The 14,466-nt window shown below is 59.9% G+C and carries 11 protein-coding genes and 1 tRNA gene; 4 read left to right on the top strand and 8 right to left on the bottom strand.

The genetic code is table 11. The features are described 5' to 3' along the window. Positions 1–1,153, top strand: a 1,153-nt coding sequence (locus tag BGC09_RS09780; protein WP_141727713.1) for an NAD(P)-dependent oxidoreductase, incomplete at its 5' end; no start/stop codon positions are given. A 106-nt stretch (positions 1,154–1,259) separates the two neighbouring features. Here BGC09_RS09780 and BGC09_RS09775 read toward each other — a convergent pair. Next, positions 1,260–1,949, bottom strand: a complete 690-nt coding sequence (locus BGC09_RS09775; protein WP_069803763.1) for a DedA family protein — start codon at positions 1,947–1,949, stop codon at positions 1,260–1,262. Positions 1,950–2,587: 638 nt separating this feature from the next. On the opposite strand from BGC09_RS09775, the gene BGC09_RS09770 reads away from it, so the two are divergent. Next, the gene (locus BGC09_RS09770) at positions 2,588–3,952 is read left to right on the top strand and encodes a spinster family MFS transporter (RefSeq protein ID WP_069803761.1); all 1,365 of its coding nucleotides are present in this window, start codon (positions 2,588–2,590) and stop codon (positions 3,950–3,952) included. A gap of 124 nt (positions 3,953–4,076) precedes the next feature. Here the strand turns inward: BGC09_RS09770 and BGC09_RS09765 are convergent. Next, positions 4,077–4,151: transfer RNA gene (locus tag BGC09_RS09765), tRNA-Gly, on the bottom strand. A 288-nt stretch (positions 4,152–4,439) separates the two neighbouring features. Here BGC09_RS09765 and BGC09_RS09760 point away from each other — a divergent pair. Then, positions 4,440–5,204, top strand: coding sequence for a PspA/IM30 family protein (locus BGC09_RS09760; protein ID WP_069803759.1), 765 nt, complete (start codon positions 4,440–4,442; stop codon positions 5,202–5,204). A gap of 267 nt (positions 5,205–5,471) precedes the next feature. Here the strand turns inward: BGC09_RS09760 and BGC09_RS09755 are convergent, their stop codons facing one another. From BGC09_RS09755 to BGC09_RS09745, 3 genes are all read right to left on the bottom strand, one after another. Further along, positions 5,472–5,822, bottom strand: coding sequence for a hypothetical protein (locus tag BGC09_RS09755; RefSeq protein ID WP_069803757.1), 351 nt, complete (start codon positions 5,820–5,822; stop codon positions 5,472–5,474). Between the two features lie 422 nt (positions 5,823–6,244). Beyond that, on the bottom strand, positions 6,245–7,105 hold the full coding sequence (locus BGC09_RS09750; RefSeq protein ID WP_069803755.1) for a CehA/McbA family metallohydrolase: 861 nt from the start codon (positions 7,103–7,105) through the stop codon (positions 6,245–6,247). 7 nt (positions 7,106–7,112) lie between these two features. After that, a complete protein-coding gene (locus tag BGC09_RS09745; RefSeq protein WP_176728894.1) occupies positions 7,113–9,101 on the bottom strand; it encodes a GAF domain-containing sensor histidine kinase in 1,989 nt (662 codons plus the stop codon). A gap of 313 nt (positions 9,102–9,414) precedes the next feature. Here BGC09_RS09745 and BGC09_RS09740 point away from each other — a divergent pair, with 313 nt between their 5' ends. Then, positions 9,415–10,236 carry a TrmH family RNA methyltransferase gene (locus tag BGC09_RS09740; protein ID WP_069803751.1) on the top strand — a complete coding sequence of 274 codons (822 nt, stop codon included), beginning with the start codon at positions 9,415–9,417 and terminating at the stop codon, positions 10,234–10,236. On the opposite strand, the gene BGC09_RS09735 is transcribed toward BGC09_RS09740, so the two are convergent. The 3 genes from BGC09_RS09735 to BGC09_RS09725 form a co-directional block, all read right to left on the bottom strand. Beyond that, on the bottom strand, positions 10,233–12,404 hold the full coding sequence (locus BGC09_RS09735; RefSeq protein WP_069803749.1) for a molybdopterin-containing oxidoreductase family protein: 2,172 nt from the start codon (positions 12,402–12,404) through the stop codon (positions 10,233–10,235). The genes BGC09_RS09740 and BGC09_RS09735 overlap by 4 nt on opposite strands. A 73-nt stretch (positions 12,405–12,477) precedes the next feature. Then, on the bottom strand, positions 12,478–13,329 hold the full coding sequence (locus BGC09_RS09730) for a class I SAM-dependent methyltransferase (protein ID WP_069803747.1): 852 nt from the start codon (positions 13,327–13,329) through the stop codon (positions 12,478–12,480). After that, the gene (locus tag BGC09_RS09725; protein WP_218104008.1) at positions 13,280–14,449 is read right to left on the bottom strand and encodes a tRNA-ribosyltransferase family protein; all 1,170 of its coding nucleotides are present in this window, start codon (positions 14,447–14,449) and stop codon (positions 13,280–13,282) included. The genes BGC09_RS09730 and BGC09_RS09725 overlap by 50 nt, the downstream gene beginning before the upstream one ends. Positions 14,450–14,466: the final 17 nt, after the last annotated feature.

Raw genomic sequence — 14,466 nt, 5'->3', positions numbered from 1 at the left:
CTCGACAGAACAGGCCAGTAAGCTGGGCGTGCAAATGACGAACCTCGAGGACCTGCTGCGTCGCTCCGACTTTGTAACACTCCATACCTCCCTGACCAGTGGCCCCTCTGGGACACGTGGCCTGATCGGCGCTCATGAGCTGAGTCTGATGAAGCCCGGCGCTCGCCTGATTAACTGCGCGCGCGGCGGCCTCATCGATGAGGAGGCCCTGCTGCAGGCACTCAAAGAGCAGCGCCTGGCCGGCGCCGCGCTCGATGTGTTTAGCCAGGAGCCGATTCGCGACCATCCCCTGCTGCGGGAGCTGGTCAGCCATGAGCAGGTGGTGACTACTCCTCACCTGGGCGCTTCCACCGAGGAGGCTCAGGTCGGGGTGGCGCTCGATGTGGCCGAACAGATTGTGACGGTCCTGCGCGGTGGCTTCCCACGCGCCGCGGTCAATGCCCCGCTCATTCTGCCCGAGACCCTGCAGGTCCTTCAGCCTTATATGACACTGCTGGAGAAAATGGGGCGCCTCTATACCCAGCTTCAGCCAGGTCCCCTTCATCGCATCGAGCTGTCTTACAGCGGCGAGATTACGGCTTACGACCTGCGCCCGCTCCAGGCCGCTCTCATCAAGGGCTTGCTGGAACCAATCTCGGACGCGCATGTCAATATGATCAACGCTCCTCTGCTGGCCAAGCAGCGCGGCCTGGAGATCACGGAGCAGAAGTCACCAACGTCCAGCGAGTTCGCTAATCTGGTGACGCTGCGCGTCTTGGATGTCAATGGCCGAGCTTCTTTCGCTGGTCAGGGCGAGAGCGAGGCTGAGCGGGTCGAGCTGCTCAGCGGGACGGTCATGCATGGAGAGCCACGTATCGTACGGGTGGGGCGCTACTGGACAGAGTTCGTGCCCGAGGGCTATATTCTCTTCTGCCACAATCCCGATCAACCTGGTATGATTGGGCGCGTGGGCACTATCCTGGGCAAGGCCGGGGTCAATATCCGCCATATGGATGTCGGACCGATCGAGCGCGCTCCTCGTCCACGTCGCCCCGGCACCAAGCCCGATATTGCCCTGATGATTATCTCAGTCGACGACCCGATCCCCGATTGGGCCCTTGAAGAGATCCGCGCCGCCGGCGATATCTTCGGCTTGACAGTGGTTCATCTCTAAGGAGTCACAGGCAGTCCTTTCCTTCCCGCCCGGTAACGCCCGCAATCCGGGAAGCAAGGACTGCCCTGTTCTCTTCTCCTTCTTCTTCAAACCCGCTCTCCCCAAGTCATTGGACCTTGAGCAGCTGACGCTCGGCCTCTTCTTGCTGCGAGCGCTCTTGCAGGAAACGCCTCCTGAGCTTGCGCTGCAGCAGACGGCTTATGGCAAGCGAGAGTACCATGACTGCCACTAAGATCAGACAGGCCGGTAGGGTATATTGCTGGATCAGGGCCACGCCCCAGCGCCAATGCTTTCCAAGCACCATGCCGACGCGAATGATCACCACGCACCAGAGCAGGGAGCCAAGCAACATGGCCAGGAGGAAGCGCCGATAGTTCAGGCGCGAGATCCCTCCCAGAAAGCAGGCAAAGGGTCGCACGTAAGGGGTGATCCGCGAGAGGAAGATCATCCAGACCCCCGCATGCTGAAACCAGCCCTCCGCCACATTCACTTTGCTCTCATCGATACGCAGGAATTTCATCAGCCGCATCAGCGCCGGACGCCCTCCTCGTTCGCCGATCCAGTAGGCCAGACAGGCCCCCGCACAGCTCCCAAACAGCGCCGCCCCTGCCAATGGCCAGAAGTCTAGATGGCCAAGCGTGACCAGCGCCCCGGTGAGGAGCAAGAGCGTACTGTTGATCACCGGAATTCCACAGCTTTCCAAGAGAAGAAATAGAGCCACAATACTATAAATAACTATTGGATGCGCCTTCAATAGCATATGATCGAGAAGGAACTGGATCAGTGTCTCTAGCATGTTGTTCCTTTCTGCTTAGACCAAACCACGCCAGCCAACGAGCGTCAGCGTTCTCACTCGCGGAAAGCGGCTCTCTGCTTCTTACCCCTCTTCTTGAAGAGTATACAACAGAAGACGCCTTTACTTTTCAATCATGAAACGGCCACGGACTTGTCTCAAGCTGAGTCTTCATGTACCCTTTTTACTTCACTGATAAGACGTGCGGGTCTTCAAGAGGGTTGCAAGATCTGGCCCGAAGCGGTGAGCAATCTTGCTGTGCAACAAAGTTGGTCTGGCAACGTATCATCTAAGCGAATAGCCTTCTTCGATGCCAGGGGAGCGCACGAGCAGGTCGGTAGACGAGATCTTATTGTCTGTCAGACAGATGAGATTCATGTCTCTGCCTCGCCCGTGTGCACTCGTCGGAGGTCGAAGTGGCTCTGGCAAAAAGGGGACAGCAGTGAACCTGGCGGCTTGAGCGCCTGCGAGTCGGTCGAACGCCAGGCAGGAGAGAGGATCTTCTGCCTGCTCTGCTCTTCTTCACTTTTTCTTTCTTTTTTGTCCTCTGCTGGGGCTGCTCGCTGTCCTGTTGTGCTATTACTGTGCATCTCTACGTTAGCAATTTCGCTCTGAAGAGAACGAAAGGAGTTCACCGATATATGACCGCCGTCACCCCGGCCTCTAGAGGTCAGCGCCTACGGCGGCCCACACGCGCCGAGGCACGCTTTGCTCTGGTCGTTCTATTAGTGATTAATATGCTCAATTACGCCGATCGCTATATTCTACCGGCGATCCTCCCCCGGGTCCAGCACGATCTGCAGATCAGCGATTTCGAGGCCGGGCTCCTGAATTCAGCTTTCTTGCTTGTCTATGGACTGACCACCTTGCCGCTGGGTATCTGGGCTGACCGCACGCTGCGCAAGAACATCGTCAGTCTCTGCGTCGGCCTCTGGAGCCTCGCCACCGCCATTACGGGGTTGACCCGAAACTTCATCCAGCTCTTCATCACGCGCTCGGTCCTTGGGATCGGCGAGGCTGGCTATGCGCCCGCTTCGCTCTCGCTGCTGGGTGACTATTTCCCTCCCGCCCAACGTGGGCGTGTGCTTTCCTACTGGGCGGCGGCGACGTTGATCGGCTCGGCGCTGGGTTTCGTAATCGGCGGCTTGATCGCCGATACACTCGGCTGGCGCTGGGCTTTCTATGTGGTCGGGCTGCCAGGGCTGGTGGTGGCTTTCCTGGCCTGGCGCCTCCATGAGCCTGCCCGTGGCTCGTTTGAGGAGGAGGAGGCACAGGAGACACAAGGGCGATCTGAGGCCTCTTCGTCGGCACTGGTGGCCGAGGGCCATGCCAGTCTGAGCAGCGATTTCTGGCGCCAGGCCCGAGCTATTGTGCGCATTCCTACCTATTGGGTGCTTTTGGGCGCCCTCATCTGCAGCTTCTTTACGATTGGGGGAACCTCAGCCTGGCTGCCAACGTACCTGTTTCTGGATTTTCACCTCACCCTGAGCCAGGCGGGCTTGCTGGCGGGCGCGCTCCTGGTCGGGAGCGGTCTGGTCGGTACAGTGCTTGGGGGCCTGCTGGCAGATCGCGCCCAGCGCCGCTTCCTCCAGGGGCGCTTGCTGGTGGCTACGCTGGGCTTCCTGATTGGAGCACCGCTAGCCTTGTTGGCTCTCCTCTTCCACCAGCTCTCCCTCTTCGTGGCAACGCTCTTTGTGGCTGGCGTGGCCCTCAATTTCTGTACTGGCCCATTGAATGCCGTTATCCAGGATGTAGTGCTGCCAGAAGTGCGCGCCACAGCTCTGGGCCTCGCCTTGCTGCTCGCCCATCTGCTTGGCGATGCCTCTGCCCCGGCGCTAATCGGCTTGCTGAAGGAGCACAGTTCTCTCCACCTCGCTCTGCTGAGTACCGCCCCCAGCGCCTTGCTGCTGGCTGGCTTGATCTGCCTCCTGGGTCTGCGCACAGTGGCACGCGATATGCAGCAGATGCAGCGTGCTCTGGAGGAGCGGCGCCAGCAAGGCAGCTGAGACCAGGTGAGGAGCCGCCTCTGCGACCATGACTCAGCAAAAAGCTCGCGAGTTATGGGAGGCTGGTAGAGGAGAGAGATAGCCAAAAGGAACGCCCCGCAGTGCGGGGCGTTCACAGGAAACCTGGAGCGGGCTACGGGATTTGAACCCGTGATCTCAACTTTGGGAAAGTTGCATGTTACCGCTACACCAAGCCCGCGTCTCACTCTTGACGGCATTTATTATAGCCCCTCCTCGCGCAAATGTCAAGAGGGGGGAAGGAAGAGGCCGACAGTTTTCCCAGGCTCCAGGGAGCCTGGTAGCCTCGTTTGTGATATCATGTCGACAGCGGTATCTTGGAGGTCTGGCGGCGCAGTACCGTCTGGCAGGCGAGAGCAGCACCACCACCTGGGGCGCAAGACCAACAAGCAATAGTACGAGCAAGAGATTAGTAAGCGCACAGCCAGCAGGGACTTCCCGACGGCAAGCAGCACGAGAGGAGGCAGTCATGGGCTTGCTTTCACGCCTGGCCTTGCTGCTGCGCATCCGCAGTAAGGCCGCCCTTGAGCGAGCAGAGGACCCGGCGCAGGTGCTCGATTATTCCTATCAGAAACAAGTGGAGCAGCTGCAGCAGCTTCGTCGCGCCGTCGCCGATGTGGCTACCAGCGAGAGACGCCTGGAACTTCAACAGGCAGAGCTGCAGCGCCAGACAGAGCGCTATGAGCAGAAGGCTTTTCATGCGCTTCGCGCTAATCGTGAAGATCTGGCCCGCCTGGTCCTGCAGCGCCGTGAGTTGTTGCTGGCTCAGCTCAATAGCTATGAGCAACAACTGGGGCAGGTGCGTGCGCAAAAGGAACAGCTGATTGAGCTGGAGCAGCGACTGAGGATGCGAGTGGAGGCCTTTCGTACCCAGAAAGAGGTCCTGAAGGCTCGCTATAGCGCCGCTCAGGCCCAGGCCCGTATTGAGGAAGCCCTCACAGGTCTGAGTACGGAGATGACGGAAATGCAGCTTGCCCTGGAGCGCGCTCAGGAGAAGATCCTGACAGCGGAAGCCCGCGCCAGCGCCTTGCACTCTCTCCTCGAACAGGGCACGCTGGACAGCCCTCTCTCTCCCCCTCTCCTGACCGCTGGCGGCAATGCTCTGGACCATGAGCTGGAACGACTTGATCGGGACGAGCAAGTAGAGCAGCAGCTCCAGTTTCTTAAGCGACGGCTCCTGTCAGATAGATCGGCATCAGAGGGGCAAGGCCATCTTCCCCCAGCGGAAGCGTAAGCGTCTTCGGCAGGTTCCTGTCTGTTGCCAGACGCTGCAGCCTGCAGCGCAAGGAACCAGAACCTGACTCGCCTTGCGCCTTGGTGGGAATCTGACCTGCCTCCTCAGCTTGCAAGGTCCTGGCCTTCGCTCCCTCTTCGCTGTGGTCCTCCTTCCTGGTGGCCTCCTGATGGCCCTACTACACCGTTCAGCCAACTGGCCGCCGTTACGCTCCGAGTAGCCCCCAGAAAAGAAAGGGCCAAGGGAAGAGTCAGCTCTTATCGCGATCTAGCTGCTTTTCTTCTCCTTGGCCTTGCGCGCTTTATAGTAGGAGCGTGGCTTGGGCCGGCGCGTCGTGTCCTCATAGGCTGGAGGCGCCGCCTCTTCGCGGGCCATCAGTTCGACCTCAGAGTGCTCTCCCATTAGCTCTTGCAGATCGTTATAGATATCGTAATTATCGATGACATCGGGCATGCGCAGCATGTGTCTTAAGACTTGCATCTGCGAGATCTGAGTCCGGTCATACCTGGTGGGTTCGGCACGCTTGAGCAGCTTCTCTACCAGGGCAATGCTATCTTCATGGGCCCCGATGTTGTTCAGGCGCTCATGAATGACTTGCAATTGTTCGTATAAGTTCATGGAAAGCTTACTCTCTTTCTAGGGTAGCGGTTACCGCTGGCCGAATATCACCCTCTATTATATGTTACTTGACCAGGCTGAGGGGTCACTTATCTTTCCCTGGGGAGCGGCTGCCACCCGGCTATCACCCGGCTGCCCCCAACTCCCAACTGGATGCGACGCGGGTCGCGAAGCGCCGGAGACGAATCAGGGTCCAGAAGAAGGCTACATGATGCAAAAAATAAGAAAGGAGCAGAGACTCATAAAGAGGAGAAGGGCGAGAGCAGAACGCTCCTCTTTGAGCGCCCTGAGCGGCGCGGCAGCGAGCCGCTCGACTGTATGTATGGGCTGAGAGCATGCCCCAGAGGCCTGGCAGAAAGCCCTCTCCAGCTCCCCGATCAACCACTGCTCAGCCACGCTCAGCCACGCTCAGCCATGTGTACCTACCGCACCACCAGGGTGCGATGATTCTGGTGATTGCGGCGCGCGCGCCAGGCACGCCGAGGAGGATCGACCAGCCAGCTCCAGGCACATTGCGCCACATAGACGCCGAGCGGCAAGCGCGGCGTTGGCACCTCTTGACCGCCAGGTGCAGCCTGCCGCTGGAGAATAGCTTGACGCAGCTCCTCTGCGCTCTGCCCGGGGAAGAGCGTGTAAGCCACGCCAATGTGCTGCCAGAAATGGGCATCGCTGCCACCAACCTCCGCCAGCCGCCATTGCTGGTTAGCCAGGCGTACTCTATGGCGCTGCGAGGCGTTTGCTGGCGAGGGATTGTACATCTCCAGAGCATCGATACAGTAGCCCTTGTTGAGGAGCTCTTCGATCCTGGCGCGGCTTAAACTGGGCACCAGACGCCCAAAGGGATGAGGCACGATGACCAGTCCTCCTTGGGCTTTGATCTCATCGATGGCTTCCTCTACCGGTCGCTGGGCGCGAGGGGCCTTCTCTACAAAGAGTCCCAGGAGATGGCCATCACGGGTGGTAACCTCGACCCCGATCACCAGTTCGAGAGGCGTCGCCGCTTCCGGGCCGTCTCCATCTTGACCGATGGCCTGCTCCCTGGCAAGCAGCTCAGCCACACGCCAGGCCCCTTCGAGGTGGTCGTGATCGGTGATAGCGATAAGACGCAATCCACGACGCCGCGCTTCCTTGATGACCTGCGCTGGACTGGCCCAACCGTCACCAAGGTTCGTATGCATATGAATATCTGCACGGCTGTATCCTGCAGCGGTCATCAAAGCCGTAGCGCTGGCCAGGCTCGTTTTGTGCTCATTGACTGTTGCAAAAGAGCGTTCCTTCGTCACCTACAACTCACTCCTTGTTACACTGTTCCTCAGAATAGAGCGGCAGCGCGATGTAGAAGGTCGAGCCTTCGCCGGCAATTCCCTCGCTCTCCATCCAGATCGAGCCTCCCATCGCCTCGGTCAGCTGACGACAGAGATATAGCCCTAACCCTGCACCGCGCTGCATACTGTTGAGAGCGTTGGGTAGGCGCATAAACCTGGTAAAGAGGCGCGCCTGATCTGCTCGCGAGATCCCCGGTCCCCAGTCACGCACCGCAATCAGTGCAAAAGCGCCCGACGGCGGCCTGGCCGGGCAGTGCTGACCCGCCAGAGAGGGGAGACCAGAGAGTTCTTCCCAGCTGAGACGTCGCGCCGAGATGGCGACGGGCGACCCCACCGGGGTGTATTTGAGCGCATTGCCAACGATGTTGAGAAGAATTTGACGTAGCCGCAGATCATCCGCCCACACCTGTAGATCCTCGGGCACCTCAATGGACATGCTCCTCTCCTCACGCACCAGGATCGGCTCCAGAATCTCCAGGATGAGCATGACAGGACGAACAACCTGCACCGGCTCCATTTTGAGCATGACACGGTCCTGGTCAATGCGGCTGGCATCCATCACATTGCCAAGCAGCAAGACTAACTCTTCACAGGCCCGGCGCGCGTTGTTGATGAAACGGGCTTTGGCCTCTTCATCCAGCGATTCCCCAAAATCCCCCAACAGCTCCAGATAACCCTGGATGGCCGTCAGCGGTGTGCGCAGCTCGTGCGAGGCAGTCATCAGGAAGTGATTCTTGAGGCGCTCGGATTCTTGCGCTTGCTTGAGAGCTTCACGCAATTCTGTATAGAGCTGCGCGTTATTCATAGCTATGGCCGCCTGAATGCCAATCTCTTTCAGCAGTTCCAGATGCCTCTGAGTGTAGGCCTGAGGCCGATAGGACTGCACGGAAAGCAGTCCCAGCACTTTTTCCCCATAGCGCAGCGGGACAAAGAGAATCGACTCCGCCGGTCGGTTGCTCCCAAGAAGATTCGCTCCTTCGTCGCTCGCCGCGAGACCGGCAAATTCAAGAAATTCTCGACTGGTTGTTATGAGTCGGCCAACCGGCTCATGAAAGAGGATATCATGCGTCTGCGGCAGAATGAGGCCGAACTCGACCGCAGGATACCTGACTCCATCGTCGATTAAGAATTCCATTACCAGCTTCTCGCCCTCGGCATCACGGACATAGCGGGCAATATAAAAAGCGTCGACGGGCATCATGGGCGCTACTTGCTCATAAATGGTCTGGTAGATGCTCTGCAGGTCCCCCGGGTCGTCAGGGGCCGAGAGGGCTCTCCCGATCTTGACAAGGGCTGCCCGCTCTTCGCTGTGCCGCTTCAGCTCTTCGTAAAGCCGCGTGCCTTCGATCACAATTGCAGCCTGGTTGGCAAACAATTCGAACAGTTCCAGAATCTCCAGCGTTGGGCGCAGGCCGTTGAGGGGAGAATCGGGCGTTAGAAAGCCAAGAAGAGAGTTATCGGCACCGCGCAGAGGCACGATCAGCAGATCTTCAACTTGCCATTCGGGGCCTAAATCCGGCTCGCCTAGCGGAGTAGAGTCCAGAGGTACGGCCTCGACGCGATCATCGACAATGATGAAGAAGCTGGCGAGGGTTGCGTCGCGCCAAATGGGGTCGCCTTTGGGTACAAAGTAGGAGTTACCGATGCGGTAGCGCTCGCAGATCAGCTTGTTGACCGCCTCCTCGGGCAGGGGGTGCTCGATCAGGTAGCGATGCTGCTCCGGCGAGAGGCCCGCTGAGGCCCTCGCCTCAAAAAAGCCGGCCCCGTTATTGAGATAGAGCGCCGAATAGCGAAAACGGAGCGCCTTACAGGCAGCTTCCGATACGCGCTGTAGCAGCGTATCAGTATCCATTCCCAGGCGTAATGAGGCACCGATATCTATGATGTGACGGAGCAACTCCCGCTGCTGTCGCTCTAGGCTGCTCTCCTGCTGCCTGGTTGATCGCTGTTTCACACGATGCATTCCCCTCTTCATGCCTGAAGACGAGATGAGACCTGCGAGTCAACCTCATTATAGCACAGTCTCCGCAGCTTCTGACACACACGGGCCTCAGCTCTCTCCAGAGGCCATGTGCAGTCGCCAGCGCTGCCGGCAACGGCTTCTCTGGCCAATCGAGAGAGAACTGGCTGGAACGGCTTGCCTTTCTGGAGGAGAGACAGTATGATAAGCGGGACCAGCCTGACAACAACACGCGTCTGACAGCAGCGAAGCAAGGTTGGAAGAGGCAAGAGCCGTCTTTGCTTTATCTTGCGGTAGAGACCGGTTTATGCAGATTGCCAGTCCCGCTAATCCACGTATTAAAGCGATCCGGGCCCTGCGCCAGCGCCACGAGCGCGAGCGCAGCGGTCGCTTCTTCATCGAAGGTATTCGCCTGGTGGCGGAGGCGCTCCAGACAGAAGCCCCCGTTGAGATGCTGCTGGTGGCGCCTTCTCTGCTGCGTAGCGACTTCGCCCGTTCCCTTGTGGCCCAGGCCCAGGCGGCAGGTGTCCCCGTACTGGAGGTGAGCGAGACAGTTTTTAGCAGCCTCTCGCAAAAGGAGGGTCCCCAGGGTCTGGCCGCCGTCGTCCGTCAACGCTGGCACCGTTTGGAGGAGCTGCACCCAGCTCCCGGCGACTACTGGGTGGCTCTGCATGCCGCTCAGGACCCGGGCAATATCGGGACAATCCTGCGCACCGCTGATGCGGCTGGCGCTCGCGGGGTGATACTGCTCGATCACTGCGCCGACCCCCATGATCCTAACGCTGTCCGCGCCAGCATGGGTGCCCTCTTCTCTCAGAGGCTTATTCGCGCCAGCCTGGCCGAGTTCTGGCGCTGGAAGGAAGAAACGGGCTGCACAGTGGTCGGCACCTCCGGGGCAGCTGCGACCGACTATCGCTCCCTGCGCTATCCACTTCCTCTGGTCCTGCTGATGGGTAGCGAGCGCGAAGGTCTCTCTCCCGCCCAACAGGCGAGCTGCGACCTCATGGTGAGCATTGCCATGACGGGCCGCAGCGATTCGCTTAACCTGGCGGTCGCCACGGCCCTGGTGCTCTACGAGATCTTCTATCAGTACCGCTCTTCACCTCCGCCTTCGCCTGCCTCCAGTTAGTTCCTGACAACCTCCTGCGACTCGCCGAAGGACGACTGCGACACTGCGGCAACAGGCTCGATGGTGACGAGCGTGGTGTGGAAGGTACTGCCACCATTGAAGTCCGCCAGGCGATCGGAAGTCAGCCAGTTGATATTGCGTCCATCGGGACTGAAGCGCGGCCACCAGACGGAGCTGGCCGCCAGCACGCCCGGACGCACCTCATCGCTTACTTCGGCAAAGACCAGACAGCTTCCCAGTTCGTTCGAGAGACGCACGAGCTGGCCATCTCGAATGCCGCGTGTTCGGGCCTCATCAGGATGGAGACGAACGCTAGGCCGCCCCTCTTTACGACGCAAGGTTGCTACATTGCCGAAGCTGGAGCTGATGAAGTGATGCGCACCCGGCGAGACCAGCACGAGGCGCTCGCGCTGCCCATTGGCTCCAGGACCAAGAGGCGCTTCGCCATCGGGCACCCAGTCGGGCAGGGGATCATAGCCTAGCTCTGCCGCCTGCTGCGAGTAAAACTCAACTTTGCCGGAAGGGGTGCCAAAGCGGCCATCGGCGAAAGGCAGGCGCCGCTCTTCTGGGATGGCCAGCGCCACCCACCCTTCACGCTGCAGGCGCTCCAGGGTGATGTCCTTCAGAAGCGGCGAGCGTGCCGCTGTGGCCTCCAGCACTCCCCGGATGACAGCTTCGGCATCTTCTTGCAGCCAGGGTTCGGTGAAGCCCAGTGCCTGCGCCAGGCCGCGCATGACATCCCAGTTGCTGCGCGCCTCCCCCAGTGGGGCAATGGCCTGGGCATTGTACTGAAGTGCAAGATGGCCATAAGCCTTGTGGAGATCGGTCTGCTCAAGCTGGCTGGTTGCTGGCAGCAAGATGTCGGCGTAGCGCGCTGTATCGGTTTCAAACAAGTCGTGGACCACGACAAAGAGGTCGTCGCGCTGGAGGCCCTCGACGATCTTGCCAGCGTTGGGGGAGGAGGCCACCGGATTGGCGTTATAGACATAGAGGGCATAGATGGGCGGGTCGGCCTCACCGGTGAGCAAGGCTCCCAGACGATTCATGTTGAGGGTGCGCGGCGCTGGCGGACAGGCCGGATCATGCTCGTGTTTGACTGCCTCAGCGTCCCACTGCAACCAGTCGCTGGTACTGTACATGACCCCTCCACCCACCAGCCCATATTGACCGGTCAAGGCCGGCAGGCAGAGCAGTGTACGGACAGTCTGCCCACCGTTGGTATGGCGATTGATGCCATCGGTCACCCGTAGCATAGCCGGAGTAGTAGTGGCATAGGTGATGGCCAGCTCCGTGATCGTTTCGACCGGTAGGCCAGTGATCTCCGCCGCACGCTCAGGTGGATAACGCATGATGCGCTCACACAGCTGCTCCCAGCCAACAGTATGGGCGTCGATCCAGGCCTGGTTGTGCAGGCCGCGGCTGATAATAACGTGCATCATAGCCAGGGCCAGGGCTGCATCGGTTCCAGGATAGGGCTGAATATGCCAGTCGGCAGAACGCGCTGTCAGAGTGCGCACCGGGTCGATGACAATAACTCGCGCCCCCTGATGCTGCGCCTGGCGCAGGAAAGGCATGATGTGCGGGGCCGTACTCGCTGGATTGCTGCCCCAGATCAAAATCAGTCGACTCTGCAGCAACATCTCTGGGGAAGGCGCCAGACGCCAGCCAATGGTGAGCCGCACCGCCTCCTCGGCAGCATACCCACAGATAGCACGCTTGAGTCGCGAGGCTCCCAGGCGATTCCAGAAGCGTGAGTCAGTCACGGCCCCGTTGACTAATCCAAGTGTGCCCGCGTAGCTGTACGGCAAGATGCACTGGGCTCCGTGCTCAGCAATGATGCGTCGCCAGCGTTCACTGATCTCAGCAAAAGCTTCCTCCCAGCTGATACGCACGAAGGAGCCGCTCCCTTTGGGACCCCGACGACGCTGGGGATACAGCAGGCGCTCGGGGTGATAGACGCGCTCCAGATAGCGATTCACCTTGGCACAAAGCCAGCCGCGGGTAATGGGATGATCAGCCCGCCCGCGCAAACTCACTGCCCTTCCTTGCTCGTCGACCAGGGTCTCTAAAGCGCATCCATCGGGACAGTCATGGGGGCAAGCGCCATAGACGAGACGCCCGGACGCCAGTGTCCCCTCTTTCCTCTCATCAGCAGAAGATGTGACCATGCGGAACAAGCTCCTCTACCAGTGAAAAGATCGCCAGCCCACCGCCCATCTTGCTCGCCGAAGGCAAAGACAGCTAGGGCCGGCTTTCCTCTTTTTCGATACGAAAAACCAGCTCCCCCGGGAAAGCAAAGCGTTCGAGCCGCCAGCCACAATCAGCAACCAGGGCGCGAAAGCGCGCTTCATAATAGGCCGCCATCCCTCGTTTTCCGCCACCCAGGCTCTGCCCGGGAAAGGAGACCAGCAGGTAGCGCGCGCGAATGGCCTGCAGGAGCCGCAAGCCGGCCTCTGGCTCAATATGCTCCAGACAAGGCAGGACTTTCAAGACAAAGGCGAGATCAACAGTCAGGTCCGGTGGCGCCTGCACGATGTCGCAGACTGTGGCCTCACCAGAAACCTCCAGGATCTCTAGAACGGCCTGCAGAAAGGCTGCCAGATCCTCATAGATATCACAGGCATAGTAGTAGCAGGCGCTCCCGGCGGATCGAAAGAAAGGCATCCAGGGCAGGGCCAAGGGATGGAAACCACAGGCGACATCGAGCACCCGCCTCACAGGCGGTAGATCGGCCAGCAAGCGCTCGTAGAAAGTAGCGAGCAGCTTGAGCCGTTCACGGGTTGAGGCATGCCAGGCCATCGCCCGACGGCAGACGACACGTAGCCGTTCCTCATCGCCGCTCGCCCGCGCCTGGCGCAGCTCTTCCAGCCAACGCTCATAGGGAGGCGTGCCGGCCAGATACATGCCTGCAATCTGATGCAGCCGGCGCCTGGTCGCCTTGATCGCCTCCTCGAGGTCAGCATAACGAGCCAGCTCCCGAGCACCTACAGCGGCGATCGTCCCCCTATACAGTGAACGGTACTTGCGGCTCGCCCGCACCGCTTCAACCAGCTGTGTGAGCCGCTTGCTGCTCTCGTTGCTCTCGCTCACCATGCAACAGCATTTCCAGGCGCTGCATCAGCTGCATCATAAAGCGCAGGTTATGGATAGTCGCCAGGCGCAGAAAGAGGGCATCGTTGACCTTAAAGAGATGATGCAGATAGGCCAAACTGTAGCGCGAACAGCAGAGGCAGTCGCAGAAAGCAGAGACCGGTCGCCGCTCGCGACGCAGGCGCTCATCGCTGAGGTAGACATACGTAAACCAGCTCCCATCGGGGTCAAGACGACTCGTGGTCGGGTCCTCAGTAAAGGAGTATAACCGAGCATGACGGGCGTCACGGGTTGGCATAGCACTGTCGAAGAGATCGTACCCCATGCGAGCACAGGCTACCACATTCAGGGGATGACCGATCCCCAGGCCATGCAGCGGAAAGGTCGCCGGAATCAGCTCGCGCGTCCAGGCCACGATTTCGCTCAGCAGCTGGCCCTCGCTGTCCAGCGGCCAGCCACCGAAACCAAAGCCATCAAAGCCAATCTCCAGCAAGGCCTCCGCGCAGGCGCGACGCAGCGCGAAATCGCCGCCTCCCTGCACGACCGCAAACAGCAGCGGACGCCGCTCGGGCGGCAGCTTCTTCTGTTCGACCAGGCGCACAAACTCGGCCTTGCCACGCCGAGCCCAGGCAATTGTCCGCTCGACTGACTCGCGCTGTCGCGACGGCGGCTCGTCAACATGGGTACAATCGTCCAGACAGACCACGACATCGCTGGCGTAACTGCTCAGCTGCAACTGGACACTCTTCTCAGGTGTGAGCAGGAAACGCCGTGTCGCTCCTTCTGGCTGAAAGGCCAGCCCCTTCTCTGTCAAGTGACCATAGCGAGCATTCTGGCGAATCAACGAGTAAGCCTGGAAGCCACCCGAATCGGTCACGATCGGACGCCGCCAACCGCTCAGCGCATGGACCCCCCCAATGGCCTCCACCGCTGAGGAACCAGGGCGCTGCATCAAATGGAAAGTATTCATGACGAGCGCCTGGACCCCACACTGCTCCAGGTCAAGACTGTCAACTGCCCGCACCACCGCCTGCGTCGCGTCGGGCAAAAAAGCTGGCAGAGAGACCGCCCCATGTGGGAGCACGAGCGCTCTTGACTTCTCCTGCGTCTCCGCACTCATCATCACTATGCCACTCTCTC

Source organism: Thermogemmatispora onikobensis, assembly GCF_001748285.1.
GTDB classification, from domain to species: Bacteria; Chloroflexota; Ktedonobacteria; order Ktedonobacterales; family Ktedonobacteraceae; genus Thermogemmatispora; species Thermogemmatispora onikobensis.
Note: the sequence above shows the minus strand (reverse complement) of the source record. Positions and strands in the feature narration are given on the sequence as shown.

Excerpts from the sequence above, each read along its gene's own strand:
- BGC09_RS09735 (WP_069803749.1), bottom strand. The coding sequence starts at position 12,404 with ATGGTCACATCTTCTGCTGATGAGAGGAAAGAGGGGACACTGGCGTCC.
- BGC09_RS09775 (WP_069803763.1), bottom strand. The coding sequence starts at position 1,949 with ATGCTAGAGACACTGATCCAGTTCCTTCTCGATCATATGCTATTGAAG.
- BGC09_RS09755 (WP_069803757.1), bottom strand. The coding sequence starts at position 5,822 with ATGAACTTATACGAACAATTGCAAGTCATTCATGAGCGCCTGAACAAC.
- BGC09_RS09760 (WP_069803759.1), top strand. The coding sequence starts at position 4,440 with ATGGGCTTGCTTTCACGCCTGGCCTTGCTGCTGCGCATCCGCAGTAAG.
- BGC09_RS09730 (WP_069803747.1), bottom strand. The coding sequence starts at position 13,329 with ATGGTGAGCGAGAGCAACGAGAGCAGCAAGCGGCTCACACAGCTGGTT.
- BGC09_RS09770 (WP_069803761.1), top strand. The coding sequence starts at position 2,588 with ATGACCGCCGTCACCCCGGCCTCTAGAGGTCAGCGCCTACGGCGGCCC.
- BGC09_RS09740 (WP_069803751.1), top strand. The coding sequence starts at position 9,415 with ATGCAGATTGCCAGTCCCGCTAATCCACGTATTAAAGCGATCCGGGCC.
- BGC09_RS09725 (WP_218104008.1), bottom strand. The coding sequence starts at position 14,449 with ATGATGAGTGCGGAGACGCAGGAGAAGTCAAGAGCGCTCGTGCTCCCA.